Genomic DNA, 20,947 nt, shown 5'->3' on the forward strand with positions numbered 1-20,947 from the left:
CATCTCCTCATATAGAGAGCATACTCTTCTTTATTGCATTAAGTTTAAATATTATAGTATCATCAATAACATCATTGCCTACCTTTAAATAAACACCACCAATGATATCTTTGTCTATTTTTTCTAAAATCATTATTTCCTTATCGTACTTTTTTTCTAATATTTTTTTTAAATTTTCTTTTTCTATTTCTGTAAGAGGTATTACAGTTATTACCTCTGCCTGCATCTTATTATGTCTTTCCAGATATATTCTCTCCATTTGCTCTAATTTTTCTTCAATAAACAAAATCCTTCCTTTTTCAATCAATATGAGTAAAAATGATAACAACTCATCATCAATATTACCTTTGAATATCTTTTTGAATATTTGTTTCTTTTTAGCAGTATTTATCTTTGGATGTTCAATCACTGTATGCAATTCTTTATTATTATTTATAAAATAAACAATATTTCTTAAATCATTCATATATTCTTCAACTTTTCCTTTTTCTTCTGCTATTTCATATAATGCCAAAGCATATCTTTTATCCAAATATTCATACATCAATGCATACCTACCTTATCTATAAACTCTTCTATTAATCTTCTATGTTCACTCTCGTTTAGCGTTCTTTCAAGTACTTTTGCCGTTAATACAACTGATAAATCTACAACTTGCTTTTTTATTTCACTCTTTGCTTTTTCCTGTTCAATCTTTAATTCTTTCTTTGTTCTCTCCATTATCAATTTTTGTTCTTCTTTGGCATCTTCAATAATCTGAGAATACACTTTTTCTGCCTTTTGTTTATAACTATCTAATATATCTCTACCTTCTTTTATTGATTTATTTAAATTTTCCTCACTTTCTCTTTTTCTCGCTTCTGTTTCACTCTTCTCTTTTTCTAGCTGATTATATTGATTTTCAATTTCTTGCCTACGCTGATTAATAAAATTACCTATCTTGTCAAAGAAAAAATGTTTAAGAACCAAAAACAATATTCCAAAATTAACTATTGCCGCAATAACTTTGCTTGGAACTATACTCATTTCCAAAAATCCCCTTTACCTATATATAACCACTATTTAACTCCAACAAATATCAAAAGTATTGATATTAATAAACTATATATGGCTGTTGCTTCCGATAATGCACCACCTATAATAAGCATAGTCATTATCTTACCACTAGCTTCAGGTTGTCTTGCTATACTCTCAACCGCTTTTGCAGTCGCATTACCAGTCCCTATTCCACCCCCTATACATCCAATAGCAGCTAATCCTGCCCCTAATGCAGTCATTCCTAAAACAAACTCTTTACCCATTATAATAATCGGCCACAGAAACTGTAAAAACTGTAACCTATCCTCCCTTCATTTATTTTGCTTTATATTTTGCAGTTTTTAGTCAATTTAATGTTCTGCTATAATCTTTAGATTTATCATTGAAAGCATCACAAAAATAACCATTTGCAATACACCATCAAACAAATCAAAATATGTATGAAGTATTACAGGAATACCCATTTCCATAAACCATGATAATTTTCCAAGTGCAGAATAAGATAAATCAACAATAATACTTGCTGCAAGCATATTTCCAAATAATCTTAAACTGAGTGATACTGGAAAAACAAATCTCTCCATAATATTTATTGGTGTAAGAACCCACAATGGCTTTACATATCCTGCAAAATACCCCTTTACCCCTACTCTTTTAATAGCATAGAATTGAATTACTAAAAAGCTTATAAGTGCCAATCCTAACGCTACATTATAATCTGCAGTTGGTGGTTTAATACCAAATAACCCTGTTAAATTCATAAAAAGAATATAAATTGCCATGGTTCCAAAAAAAGATACAAAACCAATATATTCTTCTCCAAGATTATTTACAATAACTTTGCTTATCGATTCATAAAATATCTCTGCAGCAGACTGCCCACACTTAGGTATTTTATATAAGCGTTTACTTAAAACAATTAAAATAATAATTATTATAGCCATGACAACCCATTGTGTAACCAAACTATATGTAATATCAAATGGTAATTTTCCAAATAATAAAATAGTTCTTATGGGAATTTCTGTTTCCATAGTATCACTTCCTAATACTTTTACATTACCTTTATAGTACCTTCACAATGCCACATTCACAGGATTTTTCCAATCTACTAATCTTTTTACATGACCTTTCTACTACCTAAAAATAAACCTATAAATTGAGAACTATAACCTGAAATATAAGGTATAATATTGTATTTGTTTTGCTTGATAAGCACAATTGCAACAATACAAACAATAACTACTCTCATAATAAATCCAGCTATAATATAGACTATTTCTGTTTTTTTATTGTTATTTTTTAGATTATTTTTGTTGTTCTTGTTAATTAATAATTTTTCAGTTACTGATACATTTATAAAAAACGTCACTAAACTCACCGATAACCCTAATACATAAGAATAGTAATAGTGACCAAAGAAATAAAACACCAATAATGTGATAATAATACCAATAATTAAGTTACTTAACACTACACTTTTCACCATATTATTTACTGAACTACTTACTGAATTTTTAAAATACATATACACCTCCAAATCATTTTCCTACTTTATTTTCTGCAAAAATTAATTATATATTCCTTTCCATACAAAAAAATCTCTGAATTTACATCAGAGATTTTTTTATTACAGTTCTATATTTAATGTTTATACCATAAATAAACAAATTTCATAAATGAGCAAATTTCAATCCATTAAATGTAAAATAACATCTTAGTGCAATTCTCAAAATTGATAAATGTATCTATCTTTCAATTATTATTGAAGTTCCCATTCCTCCTCCAATACAAAGCGTAGCCAATCCTCTTTTCGATTCTCTCTTTTGCATTTCATATAACAACGTAACAAGTATTCTTGCTCCAGAACATCCAATTGGATGACCAAGTGCTATTGCTCCTCCATTTACATTTACTTTATTCATATCAAATTTTAAATCCCTAGCAACTGCAATACTTTGTGCTGCAAAAGCTTCATTTGCTTCAATTAAATCTATATCATCAATAGATAAATTAGCTCTTTCAAGTGCTAACTTGGTTGCTCCAACAGGACCATACCCCATAATAGATGGATCTAACCCTTTAGAACCATAAGAAACTATCTTAGCTAATGGTTTTATACCCAATTCTCTAGCTTTATCTGCACTCATAATAACTAATGCAGCCGCACCATCATTAATTCCAGAAGAATTCCCCGCAGTAACAGTTCCATCCTTCTTGAATGCCGGTCTTAACTTTGATAATCCTTCTACAGTTGTTCCAAACCTAGGAAACTCATCAGTATCAAATACAATATCACTCTTTCTAGTTTTAACAACAACAGGAACTATTTCGTCTTTAAATTTACCCTCTTTTATTGCTTTTTCTGCTAATTGCTGTGATCTTGCAGCGAATTCATCCTGTTCTTTTCTAGAAATATTCCACTTTTCAGCAATATTTTCAGCCGTTATTCCCATATGGTAATCATTAAAAGACTCCCATAATCCATCCTTTATCATTGTATCGACAATTTTTCCGTCTCCCATTCTTTGTCCCCATCTAGAAGTTGGAAGCACATATGGTGCTAATGACATGTTCTCCATTCCACCTGCAACAACTACATCTGTATCTCCTGCTTTTATCATTTGCGCCGCTAATGATACTGCTCTCAATCCTGAACCACATACCATATTTAATGTAAAAGCAGGTGTTTCAACTGGTATACCTGCTTTTACAGCTGCTTGTCTGGCAGGACTCTGCCCTTGTCCTGCCTGAAGAACATTACCCATTATAACATTCTCTACATGTTCTGGCTTTATGTTTGCTCTCTTGATTGCTTCTTTAATAACAATAGTTCCTAATTCAATCGCTGGAACATCTTTTAATGTTCCTCCAAATTTACCTAAAGCCGTTCTAACTGCACTAACAATTACTACTTCTTTCATAATAAATTTGCCCCCTTTTATTTTAATTTTAAAAGTCCGTTAACCACTTATTTCACATTAATTATATCATTTTATTATTAAAATAGAAATATTGTTATAAATATAACGTACAGGCTTACCATATATATATTGCAAATCGTTAAATTATAAAATTCATATTCCTATCTAGTGCAACCTTTACTAAGGTAAATAAACTAGCTGAAGTATCTTATTTGCACATATGTTTTTTTGTTAATTTATATAATTATGAAAGTCTGCACTAGAAAATTATTCTTTTTTAAAACTTTGTAAATATACTATTCTTTATGCTGAAAGAAGTTGTTTTTCCATGCAACAAATGAAATAATCAGTATTACTATTGTCACCAAAAAATACGACCTTTGAGTGCTCATCTGCATAGCTATTATTGAAATTCCGCCTAATATAGCACTAATCAAATACATAACAATTACAGTTTGTTTTTGAGTTAATCCAATATCTAAAAGTCTATGATGCAAATGTCCCTTGTCAGCTTGCATTATAGGCTTACCATTTATTTTTCTTCTAATAATTGCAAATAAAGTATCGTAAATTGGCACTCCAAATATTAATATTGGTACTCCTAATGCAAATGCAGTTGCTGATTTAATAGTTCCTTCTATAGAAATCGCTGCAAGCAAAAATCCTAACAGTTGTGAACCCGTATCTCCCATGAATATAGTTGCAGGGTAAAAATTATACGGAAGAAATCCAATCAAAGCACTCGATAAAATAGATGTAAGTATAGCAGCTTCAACTCTTCCATTTAAAATTGAAATAATGAATAAAGTTACTGAAGCTATGAGTGCAATTCCTGCAGATAAACCATCTAAACCATCTATAAGATTAAAAGCATTCGTAACTCCCACAACCCAGAAAATAGTAAGTGGTACAGATAACCTGCCTAAATCAATAAAAAATGAAGTGCTGCTTACAGGATTCGTTACCTTTCCTATCCTAACACCATATATAATTAGTATAGTTGCAGCAAAAAGCTGTATAAAAAGCTTTAAAACAGGCTTAATATCTCTCAAGTCATCAATAAAACCACCAAAAGTTATTATGGTAGCACCTAATACAATACCAACCTCTGATGATGTCATGTGCCCATTTTTTAAAATCACTCCAATAATGAATGATATATAAATCGCAAGTCCTCCTAAAAGAGGAACTGGTTTTTTATGTATTCTTCTATTGTCCTTAGGAACATCAATTGCATTTATTTTAATAGCAATTCTTTGAACTATAGGTGTAACAATAAAAGAAATAATTGGTATAACCAATGTCATCATAGATAACTTATTCATAAAAATCATCCTGTCCTATTTAAATTTACACGGTCATCAAACTTTCTGTACTCTAGATTAATAAGTTATTGTTTTATATTCAAATTTAATAACCTATAGTTTAGTGAACTTACAGTCTAATAACCTATTTCTTCAGTCAAAGAATCATCATTTTCAATCCAATCACTTATTTCTATAATTCTATAATCATTATCAGTATCTCTAATAACAATCTTTTCTATTCCAGCATTGATTATCATTCTTTTGCACATAGTACACGAATTCGCATTTTTCACTAATTCCTTTGTTTTAGCATCTTTACCAACTAAATATAATACAGCTCCAATCATATCCCTTCTTGAAGCACTTATTATGGCATTTGCCTCAGCGTGTACAGAACGACATAATTCATATTGAGTACCTCTAGGTACATTCAATTTTTCTCTCATACAAACACCAATATCACAGCAATTTTTTCTTCCTCTAGGTGCACCAGTATATCCAGTAGAAATAATTTCATCATTTTTCACTATTATTGCACCATAATTTCTTCTCAAACATGTTCCTCTTTCTAAAACGGTTTCTGCAATATCCAAATAATAATTATGTTTATCTCTTCTACCCATTATAAGCACTCCAATCTTTACTATGACTTATCAAGTCATAAAATTCATATTTTTGTCTAGAAAATTATGCGATTTTAAGAACTTTGCAAGTATATATAATTAATCATTTCAAAAAAAGAACAAATTAAATGTAGTTATTTTTTTAATACCTTACATAATATCATAATTACAATGGTACCCTTGTGTCCTATTATGCCACCCAATAAAAAAAAGTGCAATACCCTAGAGATAATGCACTTAATTAATTATGTATGTCATACTAGCAACTTTTCTAAAATTATATTTGTAAACAAATTATAAATTTTAGAACTTGATAAGTATAGTCTAATATTTTATATTTTATATTTAATATTTTATATTTAATATTTTATATTAAATTATTTTGTACCAAAAAGTCTATCTCCTGCATCTCCTAATCCTGGTACAATATATCCATGTTCATTTAATTTTTCATCAATAGCTGCCACATAAATATCAACATCTGGATGTGCATTCATAACTGCTTTTACTCCTTCTGGTGCCGCTATTAAACACATTAATCTTATATATTTTGCTCCTCTTTTCTTTAATGCATCAATGGCATCTATTGCAGAGCCTCCAGTTGCAAGCATAGGATCTGTTACTATTACATCTCTTTCACTAATATCTTGAGGCAATTTACAGAAATATTCTACTGGCTGAAGAGTTTCTTCATCTCTGTACATTCCAATATGACCTACTTTAGCTGCTGGAATAAGCTTTAGCATACCATCTACCATTCCTAAACCTGCCCTTAATATTGGTACAATGGCAAGTTTTTTACCAGCTAACGTTTTACATTTTGTTTTACATATAGGTGTTTCTATTTCAATCTCTTGAAGCTGCATATCACGTGTTACCTCATAAGCCATAAGCATAGCAACTTCTTCAACAAGTTCTCTAAAATCCTTTGAACCTGTATTTTTATCTCTTATAAATGCTAACTTATGTAATATTAATGGATGAGCTATTTGTGTTACTTTACTCATATTGAATCCCTCCTAAAATTTATTTTGAATATTTTTTTTCAATTTCTGTTATTTTGTTAACTCTTCTTTCATGTCTTCCACCTTGGAATTCAGCATTTAAAAACGCATCAACAATATCAAGCGCAAGTCCAACTCCAACTATTCTTCCTCCTAATGCCAATATATTTGCATCATTATGCTCTCTTGTAGCATGGGCACTAAATGTATCATGACATAGTGCAGCTCTTATTCCTGGAACCTTATTCGCAGAAATACTTATTCCAATACCAGTACCACATACTAAAATACCAAAATCATAGTTTTTAGATGCTACCTCCTCAGCTACTTTTAATGCGAAATCAGGATAATCACATGATTCTTCTGTATAAGTACCAAAATCCTTGATTTCTATACCTTTCTTCTCTAAGTGTTTAATGATATCTCTTTTTAATTCAATTCCTCCATGATCACTGCCTAATGCAATTTTCATAATCACACCTCCATTTTTTGTATTATAAAAAAAGAAGACAATGGTATTACAAAATACTTTTATCTTCTTTCAACTTGTCTATTAGTAGCTCTAAGCTATTTTTTAAATCATTAAAAGTTTCTGAATATACTTCAATATCTCCTCCAAATGGATCTAGTATATCACCATTTTGTCCTATAAATTCCTTCAAAGTAAAAATCTTTTGTCTATATATCGAAAAAGAATTAATCAAAAAATACTTTATGCTTTCAGTCATAGTTAAAACCAAATCTGCCTTCTCCAGCATATCTGAAGTCAACTGTACTGAAACTCTATCACTAATATCTATATCAAGATTTTTCTGTATAACATATGCAGCATTATATGAAGTCTTACTGCCAGGAACTGCTGCGACCCCCGCTGAAAATGCTTCCATATTGTCATGCTCTATCATATTGTTAAATAAAACCTCTGCCATGCAACTTCTGCATGTATTTCCAGCACATACAAATAACACCTTCATATAACCCTCCAAAACAATATAGTTTAAAAATCAAACATACTACTCTTTTAAATATGCTCCTCTAATACATCTACAATAATATATCTCCAAAACTATACACTATAAAAATCAATATACTGTAAAAATCAAACCTGTATTATATCAAATCCAGCAGATTTTTTTAATCTATTCATAATTGCTGCACCAAATCCAACTTCTTCAAAAGCTTCTGATAAAATAACATCAACATCCATATCATCAAATTTCCTTAGTGCTGCAAATAGATTTTTGCCTATATCATCAATATTTTCTCTACTACCTAACGACACAATATTTCCACTTTTATAATAATGCCTAGTTTCATCTGTTGCCATAATTCCTACTCGTTTATTGCTATCTATATAATTTTGCACCATTTCATTAATTTTTGCAATAGTTTTTTGTAAATCACCACAAATTATTTTAACAGGTGCTTTAGGAGCGTAGTGCCTATATTTCATTCCAGGTGCTTTAGGTCTAAAATTATCTTTAGGCTTTGATAAAATAGCTTTATCATAATATACATTTTTATCAACTTCTTTTAACATTTCAATAGTAATTCCACCCGGTCTTAAAATACATATATTCTCAGAAGTACAATCAACAATAGTTGATTCAACACCTACATCACTGCTTTCACCTCCTAAAATATAATTTACTTTCCCTCCTAAATCTTCTATACAGTGCTTAACATCTGTTGGACTAGGTCTACCTGATATATTAGCTGACGGTGCTGCTATTGGAACTTTAGACTCTCTAATCAATTCTCTAGCAATTACATTAGATGGCATTCTAATTCCTATTGTATCCAATCCTGCACTAGTTGTATATGGAATTATATTTGATTTTTTTAATATTAATGTTAATGGACCAGGCCAAAATTTATGTATCAATTTATATGCAATTTCAGGTATTTCTTCTACATATTCACTTATATCAAAGTCCGATACATGAATTATTAGAGGATTATCTTGAGGTCTTCCTTTAACTTCAAATATTTTTTTTACAGCTTCCTCATTCAATGCATTCGCACCTAATCCGTAAACAGTTTCAGTAGGAAATACTACTAATCCACCAATCTTTATTACTTCTGACGCTTCCTTTATTGCTTCATAATCTATATTATATTCACTCATAATAGATACTTTTGTTTCCATAATAATCACCTCAAACTTTTTAATACTATATAATTTTTATTATAAATATTCCAAATATAATTCCTATCAATATACCTATTGAGCTTAATTTTTTTCCACATAATGTTTTAGATTCTATAAACATCTTCCTTAAAACAACATATAACATTATACCAGCTGCAATAGATAAGCAATTGCCTAAAATATAATCTGAAATGTCTCCTATAAAAATTCCAATCCAAGCACCTACAGCAGTCGGCAAAGCTGTCAAAAATGTGTATAATAATATTTTACTTCTCCTAATATTTGTAACCATCAAAGGTGCTGCAACTGCAATTCCTTCTGGAATGTCATGAATTGATATCAATATACTCATTTTCAATCCTAAATTATCACCTGCTGAAAATCCTAATCCCATGATAATACCTTCTGGAAAATTGTGCAACATGAGACCTAATGCAACTAAAAAAGCAATCTCTTTAAAAGTATTATTCTCATTCTTGCTAATATTGTCAACCAAAAATATTATTATAATACCAATTACCATAAAAAACACAGCATTTATTAAAGTAATTCTTTGAGTTGCTTCTGGAATCAATTCTATTATAGTTATGCTAAGCATTAACCCACCAGCAAAACCAATTGCACTACCTAAAAATTCATTTGATGGTTTTCTTATACTTATTCCAAACAATGCTCCTATCATAGTACCTACTAGTGAAACCGCTGTAGAAAAAAACACAATATATATTGTTCCTATTTTCAAAATAAATTCCCCCAAGAATAAAATATTTATAATATAAGTTTATTTCTATCCTTGGAAAATATTTCATAATGATATTTAATTTAATTAAAAAAGAGGCCATACTAAGTTAAAAATCATGACCTCTTAAAACACAAATACTTGTTCAACTAATTATTAAAATTCTGCATTGCCCAACGATTTCATTTTTTCAGATTGCTCTGCTGTAATCAATGCATCTATAACCTCATCTATATCTCCATTAAGGAAAGACTCTAATTTATACAAAGTCAACCCTATTCTATGATCTGTAATTCTTCCTTGTGGGTAGTTATATGTTCTTATTCTTTCACTTCTATCTCCAGTTCCAACCTGACTCTTTCTATCATCTGCAATTTCTTTATTTCGTTCTGCTTCCGCTATTTCAAACAATCTTGCTTTTAATACCTTTAAAGCCTTTTCTTTATTCTTAAGCTGTGACTTCTCGTCTTGACATGAAACAACTAATCCAGTTGGAAGATGTGTTATTCTAACTGCTGAATCTGTCGTATTAACACACTGTCCCCCATGACCAGATGCTCTAAATACATCAATTCTTAAATCATTTGGATTTATTTCAACATCAACATCATCAACCTCTGGAAGTACAGCAACTGTAGCTGTAGAAGTGTGAATTCTACCACTTGATTCAGTATCTGGTACTCTTTGAACCCTATGAACTCCACTCTCAAACTTAAACTTACTATACGCACCATTTCCCTTTACCATAAATACAACTTCTTTGAAACCACCAATATCAGTTTCATTTGCACTCATCATTTCCACTTTCCATCTATTTTTTTCAGCATATTTAAGATACATTCTGAAAAGATTAGCTGCAAATAATGCTGCTTCCTCCCCTCCGGCACCTGCTCTTATCTCAATAAATACATTCTTAGAATCATTAGGATCTTTAGGAAGCAAAAGCATTTTTAGTTCATTTTCTATATTTTCTTTATTTGCGGAAAGCTCTTTTATTTCCTGTTGAATCATTTCCTTCATTTCTCTATCCGATTCTTCTTTTAACATTTCTTTATTATCGTTAAGAGCTTCTAATGTATCTTTGTATTCTCTGTATTTTGTAACTATAATTTCTAATTCTGCGTGTTCTTTGCACAACTTCTGCCATTCTTTCTGATTAGCCATTATAGAAGGATCACTTATCTTATTTGAAAGCTCATCATATTTATTTTCTAAAAAATTCAACCTATCCAACATAGCATCTATCACTCCGTATAAAAATTTTCACATTCTTGTATTATATCATAGTATAGTGTCTTTCACAAGAATAGCACACCAAACTTTTAGAGAACCTATGAGTGTCTAGCTCTTAATTCCTATTACAACTCTATCATTGCCACTTAAATCCTTAACACATCTAATATCAACAAAGCCATTCGATTTAAGTATATTTTTAACTTCTTTATTCTGATCATATCCAATTTCATATGCAAGCACACCGTTTTTCTTTAAAACTTTCAAACTCTGTTCAGTTATCTTTCTATAAAATTCAAGCCCATCTTCACCACCACACAATGCAGTATATGGTTCATAGTCTTTGACATCATCCATGAGAGTTGGTATTACATCTTTCCTTATATAAGGTGGATTTGATACTATCATATCGAACTTCAATCCATTAACTATTGCCTTTTCCAATAAATCACTTATTTCAACTTTAGTGCTTTTAGCTAATTTTAAATTATTTATATTTTCTTTTGTCACTTCGTAAGCTACCTCTGAAATATCATATAATGTGACTTCTACATTTTTAAAATAATTTGCAATAGAAAGCCCAATAGCACCACTTCCACAACAGACATCACAAATGTTTTTGATACCTAATTCTTTAATATATTTCATTGCTTCCTCAACAAGTATCTCTGTATCAGGTCTTGGTATCAGTACACCTTGCTTAACTTTGAAATTTATACCCATAAATTCGCATTCACCCAAAATATATTTAACTGGCATTTTGTCTTTTCTAATATTCACTAACCTAAAAAATTCATCTTTTTCACGTTTTGAAAGTTCAAAATCTTTGTTCATAGTTATAAATAATTTATCTTTCTTAATAACACTACACATCAGTAATTGTGCATCAAGCATATACGTTTCAATATTTTGCTCTTTTAATATGTTATATGCTTTAATCAATGCCTCTTGAATTTTCATAAATTATTCAATCCCTTCAGCAGCTTTCAATGCTTTAATAGCTACTTCTAATTGTTCTAAATCCGGCTCTCTTGTAGTCAGTTTTTGAAGCATTAGCCCAGGATATGCAAAAAATTTGGATAATTTGCTTTGGCTCTTACCCATCCATTTAATAATTTCATAAGTAACACCAGAAATTATAGGAAGTAAAACTATTCTATATATTATTCTTTCCAAAAGAGAATTAAATCCAGTTACCGCAAAGATAATTATACTAACTATCATAACCAAAAAAAGAAAATTCGTTCCACATCTAGGATGCAGCCTTCCATATTTTGAAGCATTCTCTGGTGTTAACTCATCTTCATTTTCATAACAAAAAATAGTTTTATGTTCTGCACCATGATACTGATATACTCTATTTATATCTTCCATTTTACCAATAAAATAAATATACAAAATAAAAATTATAACCCTAATTACACCTTCAATAATGTTTAAAACCAATGTATTGTTTATGTTTATTTTTCTAAACAATCCTGCCGAAAATGTAGGCAATATAAAAAAAAGCAACACAGCTAAAACTAATGAAATAATTAATGAAAGTCCAACAATAACATCATTTGCCTTATCCTTAAATATTTTTTTGAAGTATTTATCAAATTTTGAAGGTTCATCAGTTTCCTCAAAAAATGATGCTGAATAATTCAGTGATTTTATTCCTATAACAAGAGACTCAATAAGTGTAACAAACCCTCTAATGATTGGTATACCAAAAAATTTATTTTTTTTAGTAATAGGCTCTATGTCCTCTTTACTAACAATAATGTCACCATCTTCTTGTCTCACTGCAGTTGCCACACCATATTTTCCCCTCATCATGACACCTTCTATTACAGCTTGACCACCAACATCGGTCTTCTTCATGTTTTATTCCTCCTCATCCATAGGAACTATATGACAATTTCTGCATCTTGCCTCATACGATTCATGTGCACCTATGAGTACTATAGGATCAGAATACTTTGCAGGTTTCCCATTAATCAACCTTTGGGTTCTCGTAGCAGGATTTCCACACACAACACATATAGCACTAATTTTATCAACATACTCAGCAATTGCTAATAATTTAGGAATATTGCCGAAAGGTTCACCCCTAAAATCCATATCCAATCCAGCACAAATAACTCTAATATTATTATCAGCTAATCTTTTTACAATTTCAATTATATTATCGTCAAAAAATTGAATTTCATCTATGGCAACAACTTTTGTATCTTTATCTAAATTTTTTATAAGTTCTTCACTATTCTTCACTGGAATAGCTTCTACTTTATCACCACAATGTGAAACAACATCTTCTTTGCTATACCTATTATCAACGGCATGCTTAAAAACCTGTACCTTCTGTTTAGCAATTTTAGCTCTTCTAACTCTTCTAATGAGTTCTTCTGATTTCCCACTATACATAGGTCCAACAATCATCTCTATTGAACCATAATTTGTAAATAAATGCATTTTACACCCTCCATATACTCAATTCTAATGCAACCATATCTATTGTAACAAATATTGATAATATTATAAAGCTGTTCATTCGTCAACCACAAAATTACTGAACTTCAATTCGTAATATGCAATATAAATATTTAATATCATATATTTTTTATTAATATTCACTATAAAAATCTCTGCATACTGCATTTTTTCGTTGTAATATGTATGATAAAAATCTAAATTACGAATTGAAGTTACTGAAAAAATAATTTGAAAAATAAAATTCGTATTATTGACTAAAGCTATATATACATGTTAAAATAAAATAGTTGACGAGACGGGTATACGATAATTTCTTGAAAAAGAGGTGAAGAAATTGAAACAGAATATCCATCCTGAATATCATGAAGATGCTGTTGTAAAATGTGCATGCGGTAACACTTTCACAACAGGCTCTGTTAAAAAGGAACTTAAGGTTGAAATTTGTTCTAAATGTCATCCATTCTTCACTGGAAAACAGAAAACTGTTGACGCTGGTGGAAGAATTGATAGATTCATGAAGAAATTCAACATTAAGATTGACGAAGAATAATAATCAAAAAGAAAAAATTTGTATTTTTTCTCAGATTGTTGGAAAGCCCATGTTCTTAAAAACATGGGCTTTTTTCATTCACGATAAATTATTTTTTATTATTAAAAAACTGTTGACAAAATTCATCTGTCAACAGCATAAAGCAAATATCAGTACCTATTTCTATTTTTATCCTTATCTTTATCTTTTATTAAAATTTCAATATTCTTACTTAATATTTCAATAAAATCTTTATTACTCCTAGTTTTTGATAATAAGTTAATTAACTTTTCAGTAACAACCTCTACACTTTCATTTCTATACATGTATTTTCTAATATTATATGCAACTTCATACTCTTCTTTTGAAAGCAATAAATCTTCTCTTCTTGTACCAGACTTATATATATCTATTGCAGGGAATATTCTTCTTTCTTGAAGTTTTCTATCTAGATGAACTTCCATATTACCAGTTCCCTTAAACTCTTCAAATATCATTTCATCCATTCTACTTCCTGTCTCCACAAGTGCTGTTGCAAGTATAGTTAAACTACCACCTTCTTCAATATTCCTTGCAGCTCCAAAGAATTTTTTTGGCATTATAAGCGCTCCTGGATCAAGTCCTCCTGATAATGTTCTGCCAGTAGGCGTTATAGTTAGGTTATATGCTCTAGCCAATCTTGTTATGCTATCAAGTAATATAACTACATCCTGCCCCTGCTCAACCATCCTTTTTGCCCTTTCCAATACCATATAAGCAACCTTTGTATGATGCTCAGGTTCTTCATCAAAAGTAGAATAGATTACCTCTCCATTTATGCTTCTTTGCATATCAGTAACTTCCTCTGGTCTTTCATCAATAAGCAATACTATAAGTTTAGTTTCAGGATTATTAGAAGTTATACTTTTTGCTATTTTCTTCAAAATAGTAGTTTTACCTGCTTTAGGTGGTGCAACAATCAGCCCTCTCTGTCCTTTACCAATAGGTGAAATAATATCCATTAATCTTGTTGATAAATCAATTGAGCTTGTTTCAAGTGAAAGTCTTTCTTGTGGATAGATAGGCGTCAATTTTTCAAAAGGTTTCCTTCCTATCGCTCTTTCAGGATTTTCTCCATTAACTTCTTGTACATACAATAGCGCTTTAAATTTTTCACCTTCTTTAGGTATTCTTACTTTACCTTTAACTTCATCTCCAGTTTTTAAATTAAATCTTCTTATCTGGGAAGGTGATACATATATATCATCAGAACTTGTCAAGTAATTCTGTCCTCTTAAAAATCCATAGCTGTTATTTTCAATAATCTCAAGAACACCTTTAGCACTATCAGAATCATTAATCATCTCTCTTAGTTCTTCTCTCTTGCTTGTTTCTTCCTGCCTGTATGAAGCTGTATCTTTAACATCTTCTTTAGTCTTATTTTCTCTTTCTATCAATTTCCCTTTATTTAAATCATCATTATCACTTTTTGAAGTAATCTTTTCCCTTAAAACCACTCCATCCTTAACAATAGCTATTGAAGATGTCCTATTAATTTCTTCTATTAATTCAGCTTTTTTATATTTAAAAACACTCTTTATTCCAAGCCCTTTCGCAATTTCTCTTAATTCACTTAAATTCTTTTTTGAAATATCTATTTGTTCCACTCATGTTACACCCAGAATAAAATCATAAGAAATTATTCAGGTGTTTCCTCCTCTCTACTTAAAATAAACATATCATACACTTAAACTGTTTTACTAATCTATAAGATTCTCAATTCTACAAATAGGAAATTGAAGCTTTTTGCTTCAATTGGAGTAGAGTCTCCATCTGAATTTCTAATGTTTTGCTTTAACAAAACAAACTTACTGGCGAATGATTTCATCAATTGATAAAATACCGGGAATCAATAAAAGATAAAAACAGAATCTTGAAATGCTATACATTTAAATTGTACCCTGTTATTATATTCTAATTCATAAATCTAAAAAAAACAATAACAAAATCAAAAATAGGCATATTTTTATGAAATATGCCTATTTTATAAATATCTATACTTATTTTTTTAACGCTGCAGCAATAAACTTTCTAAATAGTGGATGTGGTCTATTTGGCCTTGATTTTAATTCAGGATGAAATTGTGTTGCTACAAACCATGGGTGTTCTTCAATTTCAACTATTTCTACAAGTCTCTCATCTGGACTCAAACCTGTTAATTTCAATCCATTTTCCGTTAACACTTTTCTATATTCATTATTGAATTCATATCTGTGTCTATGTCTTTCATAAATATTCAATTCATCATATGCATTATAAGCATTACTAGAATTTAAAAGCTTACATGGATATAATCCTAATCTCATAGTACCACCTTTTTCATCAACATCCTTTTGTTCTGGCATCAAGTCGATAACAGGATATTGTGTATTAGGATTTATTTCTGAACTATTTGCTCCATCTAATCCAACTACATTTCTAGCATACTCAATAACAGCACATTGCATACCTAAACATATTCCTAAGAAAGGCACTTTATTTTCTCTTGCATATCTAATAGCTTCAATCTTACCTTCTATTCCTCTATCTCCAAATCCACCTGGAACTAATATACCATCTACATCCCCTAATATTCTTTCTGCATTATCTCTTGTAACATTTTCAGCATCTATCCATTTTATTTCAACATTTGCATCATTTGATATTCCACCATGATTGAGTGCTTCAACAACAGATATATATGCATCATGTAATTGAACATACTTACCAACAAGTCCTATTTTAACTTTTCCTGAAAGATTCTTTATCTTATCAACCATTTCAATCCAATCACTATTATCAATATCATTACAATTCAAATTAAGTTTCTTACAAACCAATCTATCTAATCCTTCATTATGTAATAAAAGTGGTACTTCATACAAATTATCCGCATCCAAATTCTGAATTACATCATTAGCACTAAGATTACAAAACAATCCTATCTTCTCTTTCATTTCTTGGCTTACTTCTTTTTCGGATCTACATACAATAATATCTGGCTGAATACCAATGCTTCTAAGTTCTTTTACAGAATGTTGAGTTGGCTTTGTTTTTAACTCTCCAGCTTTACCTAAATAAGGCACTAAAGTTACATGTATAAAACAAGTATTTTCTCTTCCAACTTCATATTTTATTTGTCTTATAGCCTCTAAAAATGGAAGTGATTCTATATCACCAACAGTTCCACCTATTTCTGTGATTACAACATCAATATCCTTCTCTTTTGCAACTCTATAAACTCTCTCTTTTAATTCATTGGTTATATGTGGAATAACTTGTACTGTTGCTCCTAAATAATCTCCCCTTCTCTCTTTAGAAATTACTGACCAATAAACTTTTCCTGTTGTAACATTACTATTTTTACTTAAGTTTTCATCTATAAATCTCTCATAATGTCCTAAATCCAAATCAGTTTCTGCACCATCATCTGTTACAAACACTTCTCCATGTTGATATGGACTCATAGTACCTGGGTCAAAGTTTAAATATGGATCAAATTTTTGTATAGATACCTTTAATCCTCTATTCTTTAGCAATCTACCTAATGAAGCTGCTGTAATACCTTTTCCTAGTGAAGATACTACACCACCTGTTACAAATATGTACTTAGTACTCATTTATATTACTCCTCCCTTTGAAATCATAATTTTTACAAGTTATAACATACAAAATACTACTAGTAAGCAAACTCGTTTTGCTAAAGCAAAACATCGGAACTTTCACGTTGAATTCTACTCCACATAAAGCAAAACACTTCAGTCTACCACTTATAGAAATATAAGTCTTATAGAATCGAACAAATCTATCAAAAAAATATGTAATTCTCTTGACAACTATCAAAATCGTTATTATAATAGTAACTACCCTATAAAATAGAATGGTGTTTTTATGTTCTTTTTTAAAACATATTAAACATATTAGCACATTTTTTTATATATGGCTAGTCTTTTTTTTGCTTTTTGAAAACTTTTTTGCAGTAAAAATATTTACTTCATTTGTTCTATTATTTTTTGTGTTTTGAAATACATTGCTCTAAAATCTCTATTAATCAATAATTTTTCCTCTGCCTTTTTTATACCATATGTGACTATCCTTTTATTCTTAATGTAAAAATCTTCATTCAATCTATTTACATCTAAACAATTATATTTTTTCATTAGGAAGAACATAAGATATCTGCAATTCTTATCTTCCAATATTTTGACTAACTCCTCTTCTCTTATACCCTTAATAGCACAAATAGCTTCTATTATCTTTTCATAATCATTTTTTATAAACACAATCATTATCCTCTCTATATTAAATTATAGAAACATATCTTAATTATTATCCAAAATTCTAATTTAATATACACGATTATGCATATATAAAAAGATATAGACTAAGAATCGCCTATATCCTTCACAAATAGGTTATATTTTTTAATTTTATATTGTAGAGTTTGTCTTGGTATACATAAATATTTTGCCGTTTCTGAAATATTATTATTACATATTACCAATGCTTCTTTTATTTTTTGCTTTTCAAATTTCATAATATCATATTTCAAACCTTTATTTTCACAATTATCAAATTCACCATATTTACATTTTTCAAAATCATTTAAATGTAAAATATCACCATCACATTCGTTAAAAGCAGCTTCTATATCATGTTCTAATTCTCTAATATTTCCATGCCATTCCCTTAGAATAAATTTCTCTAATACATTTTTATCTATACCTTTTATATTCATTTTAAACTTACAATTAAACTTGTCTATAAAGTAGTTAACCAATACAGGAATATCTTCTTTCCTTTCTCTAAGAGGCGGTAAATCTATTCTCACAACATTTAACCTATAAAACAAATCCTTTCTTAGTTTACCTTTTTCAACCAGAAATTCAGGATTTTCATTCACCGAAGAAATAATCCTAACATCAATTTTTTTTATTTTACTGTCACCTACTCTCATAATCGTGCCTTCTTGAAGGGTTCTCAAAAACTTAGCTTGAAGTTCAACAGGCATAGAATTTAATTCATCAAGATACAATGTCCCTCCATCGGCAGCTTCAAAAATACCTTTTCTTGCTTCAGCCCCAGTAAAACTTCCCTTTATAGTCCCAAATAGAACACTTTCAAACAATTCATTAGGTATTGCGGCACAATTTTGTGCAATAAATGGCTTATTTCTTCTACAAGAATTATTATGTATTGCTTGTACAAACAATTCTTTACCCGTTCCTGTTTCACCATAAATCAAAACAGGCGAATTTGTATTAGCTACTTTAAGTGCTTTATGTTTTGCATTTAGTATTCTTTCATTTTTACCTATTATATCCGTAAAATCATATTTACAATAATAAGACGATTTATCAAACATATCAATCCCAGCTCCCCTAGAAAAAACAAATTAATGAAGTTCCTTTTCTTCAAATCTGTTTACAAACAATAAGTCAATAATTATTTAGAGAAATAAATTAATTAAGTTCCTTTTCTTCTGCCTTAATTTCCACAACCAACTCTGTTGGTAATGGTTCCTGCCCCGCAACAGACATATTATATTTTGCTAAAATTTTCCCACCATTATCATTAACATCAATTGAGATATCATCAATATCTATCAAAAGTTCCAAAGTTCCATGAGGAGTATTGTATAAAACAACATCATTAAGATTTTTCTTAAAAGTCATTTTTGTATTCGTAGAACCTTTTCTCAATAATATAAAATTATCATTACTTATTTTTATTGTAGTAGTGGTTCCTTCCATCCCTGATATTTCTGTTTCTTCATATACAGCATAATAATGATTATCCTTTTTATAGAAACTCCCTGGCGTTACCACTTCTATAACATCATCTTTTTTATCATCCTGCTTACTTATTATTGATATTAGTGCCTTTTTTTTCATATAGTTCCTCCATATTCATTATTTTATTATATACCTATTTATTTCTTCATCTTTAGCTGGATTTATTTTTATTATATTATTTAATTCATTTGAGTAATTACCATATTTTATATACAAATTTTTTTCATCTTTTCCTTTTGAATACCTACCTGTTATCTTAGCTGCAAATTCTATGTCTTCTTTTGTTGGCTTACCAATAATTACAGACATAGAGCCCTTAAAATCTCTTGCAAGAAATATAATATCTTCTTTTGTAATATATTTCTTCAATTCCTCTGCTTCCAATGCTGTTCTAGTTGAAATAATTTTTGCGTTACGTGATACTCTAAAATGCCTTCCTAATTTCAGCATCTCAAGCTCTCTCTTGCTTATATTATCGTTGAATTTTAAAAGTTCCTCTAATCTTCTTGCATAGTTAGGCTCCGTTAGTTTGCATCCACCAGCTGGTGATGGATAGTCAACTATACCCCATTTTTCTGCTAATTCCATTTGCACTTTTCTATTTCTTCCAGATATATCAAGAAGCTTTTCTCTATCAACCAATCCCTTTAATTCCATTTCAGTTGGTTCCAAATTCTTAGCACACAATGGTCTTAATATTTTTTCTCCTATTCCCGATTCCTTCTTTACAAGATTCAATGATGCCTTGTTTTGAGACATTGGTCTTTGTCCAACAACCTCACCAGTAACAATAAAATCAGCATTATATTCTTTTAATAATTTACTACAATATTTCATCATCATAGCATGACAATCTATACATGGATTCATATTTTTACCATAACCATGCTTAGGGTTTTTTACCATTTCGAAGTGTTCCTTTGAAATATCTATTACTTTTAGAGGGACATCTATTTGTTTAACCATCCTTTTAGCATTGCTTTCATTAAAGAAGTACGATTTAAAACATATTCCTATTACTTCTATACCTTGATCTTTTATTAGTTTTGCTGCTAAAATACTGTCTAATCCACCAGAAATCATCGCTAATGCTCTTGTCATATGTAT

Annotated in this window: 24 protein-coding genes; 1 reads left to right on the forward strand and 23 read right to left on the reverse strand. The window is 29.8% G+C overall.

What is annotated here, in order from left to right; translation table 11 throughout:
* Positions 1-7: 7 nt before the first annotated feature.
* The 17 genes from CLTEP_RS05260 to CLTEP_RS15160 form a co-directional block, all read right to left on the reverse strand.
* Complete coding sequence (locus tag CLTEP_RS05260; protein ID WP_066823678.1) at positions 8-544, reverse strand: F0F1 ATP synthase subunit delta; 537 nt, start codon at positions 542-544, stop codon at positions 8-10.
* A complete protein-coding gene (locus CLTEP_RS05265; protein WP_066823680.1) occupies positions 544-1,026 on the reverse strand; it encodes a F0F1 ATP synthase subunit B in 483 nt (160 codons plus the stop codon). The genes CLTEP_RS05260 and CLTEP_RS05265 overlap by 1 nt, the downstream gene beginning before the upstream one ends.
* Before the next feature lie 32 nt (positions 1,027-1,058).
* On the reverse strand, positions 1,059-1,301 hold the full coding sequence (gene atpE, locus CLTEP_RS05270; RefSeq protein WP_066823682.1) for an ATP synthase F0 subunit C: 243 nt from the start codon (positions 1,299-1,301) through the stop codon (positions 1,059-1,061).
* An 87-nt stretch (positions 1,302-1,388) separates the two neighbouring features.
* A complete protein-coding gene (locus CLTEP_RS05275; protein ID WP_066823684.1) occupies positions 1,389-2,072 on the reverse strand; it encodes a F0F1 ATP synthase subunit A in 684 nt (227 codons plus the stop codon).
* 86 nt (positions 2,073-2,158) lie between these two features.
* Positions 2,159-2,566, reverse strand: a complete 408-nt coding sequence (locus CLTEP_RS05280; RefSeq protein WP_066823686.1) for an ATP synthase subunit I — start codon at positions 2,564-2,566, stop codon at positions 2,159-2,161.
* A gap of 220 nt (positions 2,567-2,786) precedes the next feature.
* The gene (locus CLTEP_RS05285; protein WP_066823687.1) at positions 2,787-3,962 is read right to left on the reverse strand and encodes an acetyl-CoA C-acetyltransferase; all 1,176 of its coding nucleotides are present in this window, start codon (positions 3,960-3,962) and stop codon (positions 2,787-2,789) included.
* A 296-nt stretch (positions 3,963-4,258) separates the two neighbouring features.
* The gene (locus CLTEP_RS05290; protein ID WP_066823689.1) at positions 4,259-5,287 is read right to left on the reverse strand and encodes an MraY family glycosyltransferase; all 1,029 of its coding nucleotides are present in this window, start codon (positions 5,285-5,287) and stop codon (positions 4,259-4,261) included.
* Positions 5,288-5,403: 116 nt separating this feature from the next.
* Entirely contained in the window at positions 5,404-5,892 is a 489-nt protein-coding gene (locus CLTEP_RS05295; protein ID WP_066823692.1) for a deoxycytidylate deaminase, read from the reverse strand.
* A gap of 377 nt (positions 5,893-6,269) precedes the next feature.
* Positions 6,270-6,899 carry a uracil phosphoribosyltransferase gene (upp, locus tag CLTEP_RS05300; RefSeq protein ID WP_066823694.1) on the reverse strand — a complete coding sequence of 210 codons (630 nt, stop codon included), beginning with the start codon at positions 6,897-6,899 and terminating at the stop codon, positions 6,270-6,272.
* A gap of 19 nt (positions 6,900-6,918) precedes the next feature.
* Positions 6,919-7,368, reverse strand: coding sequence for a ribose 5-phosphate isomerase B (gene rpiB, locus CLTEP_RS05305; protein WP_066823696.1), 450 nt, complete (start codon positions 7,366-7,368; stop codon positions 6,919-6,921).
* A gap of 46 nt (positions 7,369-7,414) precedes the next feature.
* Positions 7,415-7,870 carry a low molecular weight protein arginine phosphatase gene (locus CLTEP_RS05310; protein WP_066823698.1) on the reverse strand — a complete coding sequence of 152 codons (456 nt, stop codon included), beginning with the start codon at positions 7,868-7,870 and terminating at the stop codon, positions 7,415-7,417.
* Between the two features lie 125 nt (positions 7,871-7,995).
* Positions 7,996-9,045 (reverse strand): L-threonylcarbamoyladenylate synthase, encoded by a 1,050-nt coding sequence (locus CLTEP_RS05315; RefSeq protein WP_066823701.1) that lies wholly within the window; start codon positions 9,043-9,045, stop codon positions 7,996-7,998.
* Positions 9,046-9,070: 25 nt separating this feature from the next.
* A complete protein-coding gene (locus CLTEP_RS05320; protein WP_201786592.1) occupies positions 9,071-9,790 on the reverse strand; it encodes a ZIP family metal transporter in 720 nt (239 codons plus the stop codon).
* A 153-nt stretch (positions 9,791-9,943) separates the two neighbouring features.
* Positions 9,944-11,023 (reverse strand): peptide chain release factor 1, encoded by a 1,080-nt coding sequence (prfA, locus tag CLTEP_RS05325; RefSeq protein WP_066823703.1) that lies wholly within the window; start codon positions 11,021-11,023, stop codon positions 9,944-9,946.
* A gap of 105 nt (positions 11,024-11,128) precedes the next feature.
* A complete protein-coding gene (gene prmC, locus CLTEP_RS05330; RefSeq protein WP_066823706.1) occupies positions 11,129-11,980 on the reverse strand; it encodes a peptide chain release factor N(5)-glutamine methyltransferase in 852 nt (283 codons plus the stop codon).
* A 3-nt stretch (positions 11,981-11,983) separates the two neighbouring features.
* Positions 11,984-12,886 carry a DUF1385 domain-containing protein gene (locus tag CLTEP_RS05335; RefSeq protein ID WP_066823708.1) on the reverse strand — a complete coding sequence of 301 codons (903 nt, stop codon included), beginning with the start codon at positions 12,884-12,886 and terminating at the stop codon, positions 11,984-11,986.
* 3 nt (positions 12,887-12,889) lie between these two features.
* Entirely contained in the window at positions 12,890-13,477 is a 588-nt protein-coding gene (locus CLTEP_RS15160; RefSeq protein ID WP_066823710.1) for a thymidine kinase, read from the reverse strand.
* Positions 13,478-13,832: 355 nt separating this feature from the next.
* On the opposite strand from CLTEP_RS15160, the gene rpmE reads away from it, so the two are divergent.
* Positions 13,833-14,048 (forward strand): 50S ribosomal protein L31, encoded by a 216-nt coding sequence (gene rpmE, locus CLTEP_RS05345; protein ID WP_066823718.1) that lies wholly within the window; start codon positions 13,833-13,835, stop codon positions 14,046-14,048.
* Between the two features lie 149 nt (positions 14,049-14,197).
* On the opposite strand, the gene rho is transcribed toward rpmE, so the two are convergent.
* From rho to CLTEP_RS05375, 6 genes are all read right to left on the reverse strand, one after another.
* The gene (gene rho, locus CLTEP_RS05350) at positions 14,198-15,673 is read right to left on the reverse strand and encodes a transcription termination factor Rho (RefSeq protein WP_066823719.1); all 1,476 of its coding nucleotides are present in this window, start codon (positions 15,671-15,673) and stop codon (positions 14,198-14,200) included.
* 393 nt (positions 15,674-16,066) lie between these two features.
* Positions 16,067-17,665, reverse strand: coding sequence for a CTP synthase (locus CLTEP_RS05355; protein WP_066823720.1), 1,599 nt, complete (start codon positions 17,663-17,665; stop codon positions 16,067-16,069).
* Between the two features lie 369 nt (positions 17,666-18,034).
* On the reverse strand, positions 18,035-18,328 hold the full coding sequence (locus tag CLTEP_RS05360) for a ribose-5-phosphate isomerase (protein WP_084364668.1): 294 nt from the start codon (positions 18,326-18,328) through the stop codon (positions 18,035-18,037).
* 101 nt (positions 18,329-18,429) lie between these two features.
* A complete protein-coding gene (locus CLTEP_RS05365) occupies positions 18,430-19,410 on the reverse strand; it encodes a sigma-54 interaction domain-containing protein (protein WP_066823724.1) in 981 nt (326 codons plus the stop codon).
* A gap of 97 nt (positions 19,411-19,507) precedes the next feature.
* The gene (locus CLTEP_RS05370; RefSeq protein ID WP_066823726.1) at positions 19,508-19,939 is read right to left on the reverse strand and encodes a YwiB family protein; all 432 of its coding nucleotides are present in this window, start codon (positions 19,937-19,939) and stop codon (positions 19,508-19,510) included.
* Between the two features lie 18 nt (positions 19,940-19,957).
* Complete coding sequence (locus CLTEP_RS05375) at positions 19,958-20,941, reverse strand: DUF814 domain-containing protein (RefSeq protein WP_066823728.1); 984 nt, start codon at positions 20,939-20,941, stop codon at positions 19,958-19,960.
* Positions 20,942-20,947: the final 6 nt, after the last annotated feature.

The sequence above is a fragment of the Clostridium tepidiprofundi DSM 19306 genome, from assembly GCF_001594005.1.
GTDB classification, from domain to species: Bacteria; Bacillota; Clostridia; order Clostridiales; family Clostridiaceae; genus Clostridium_AC; species Clostridium_AC tepidiprofundi.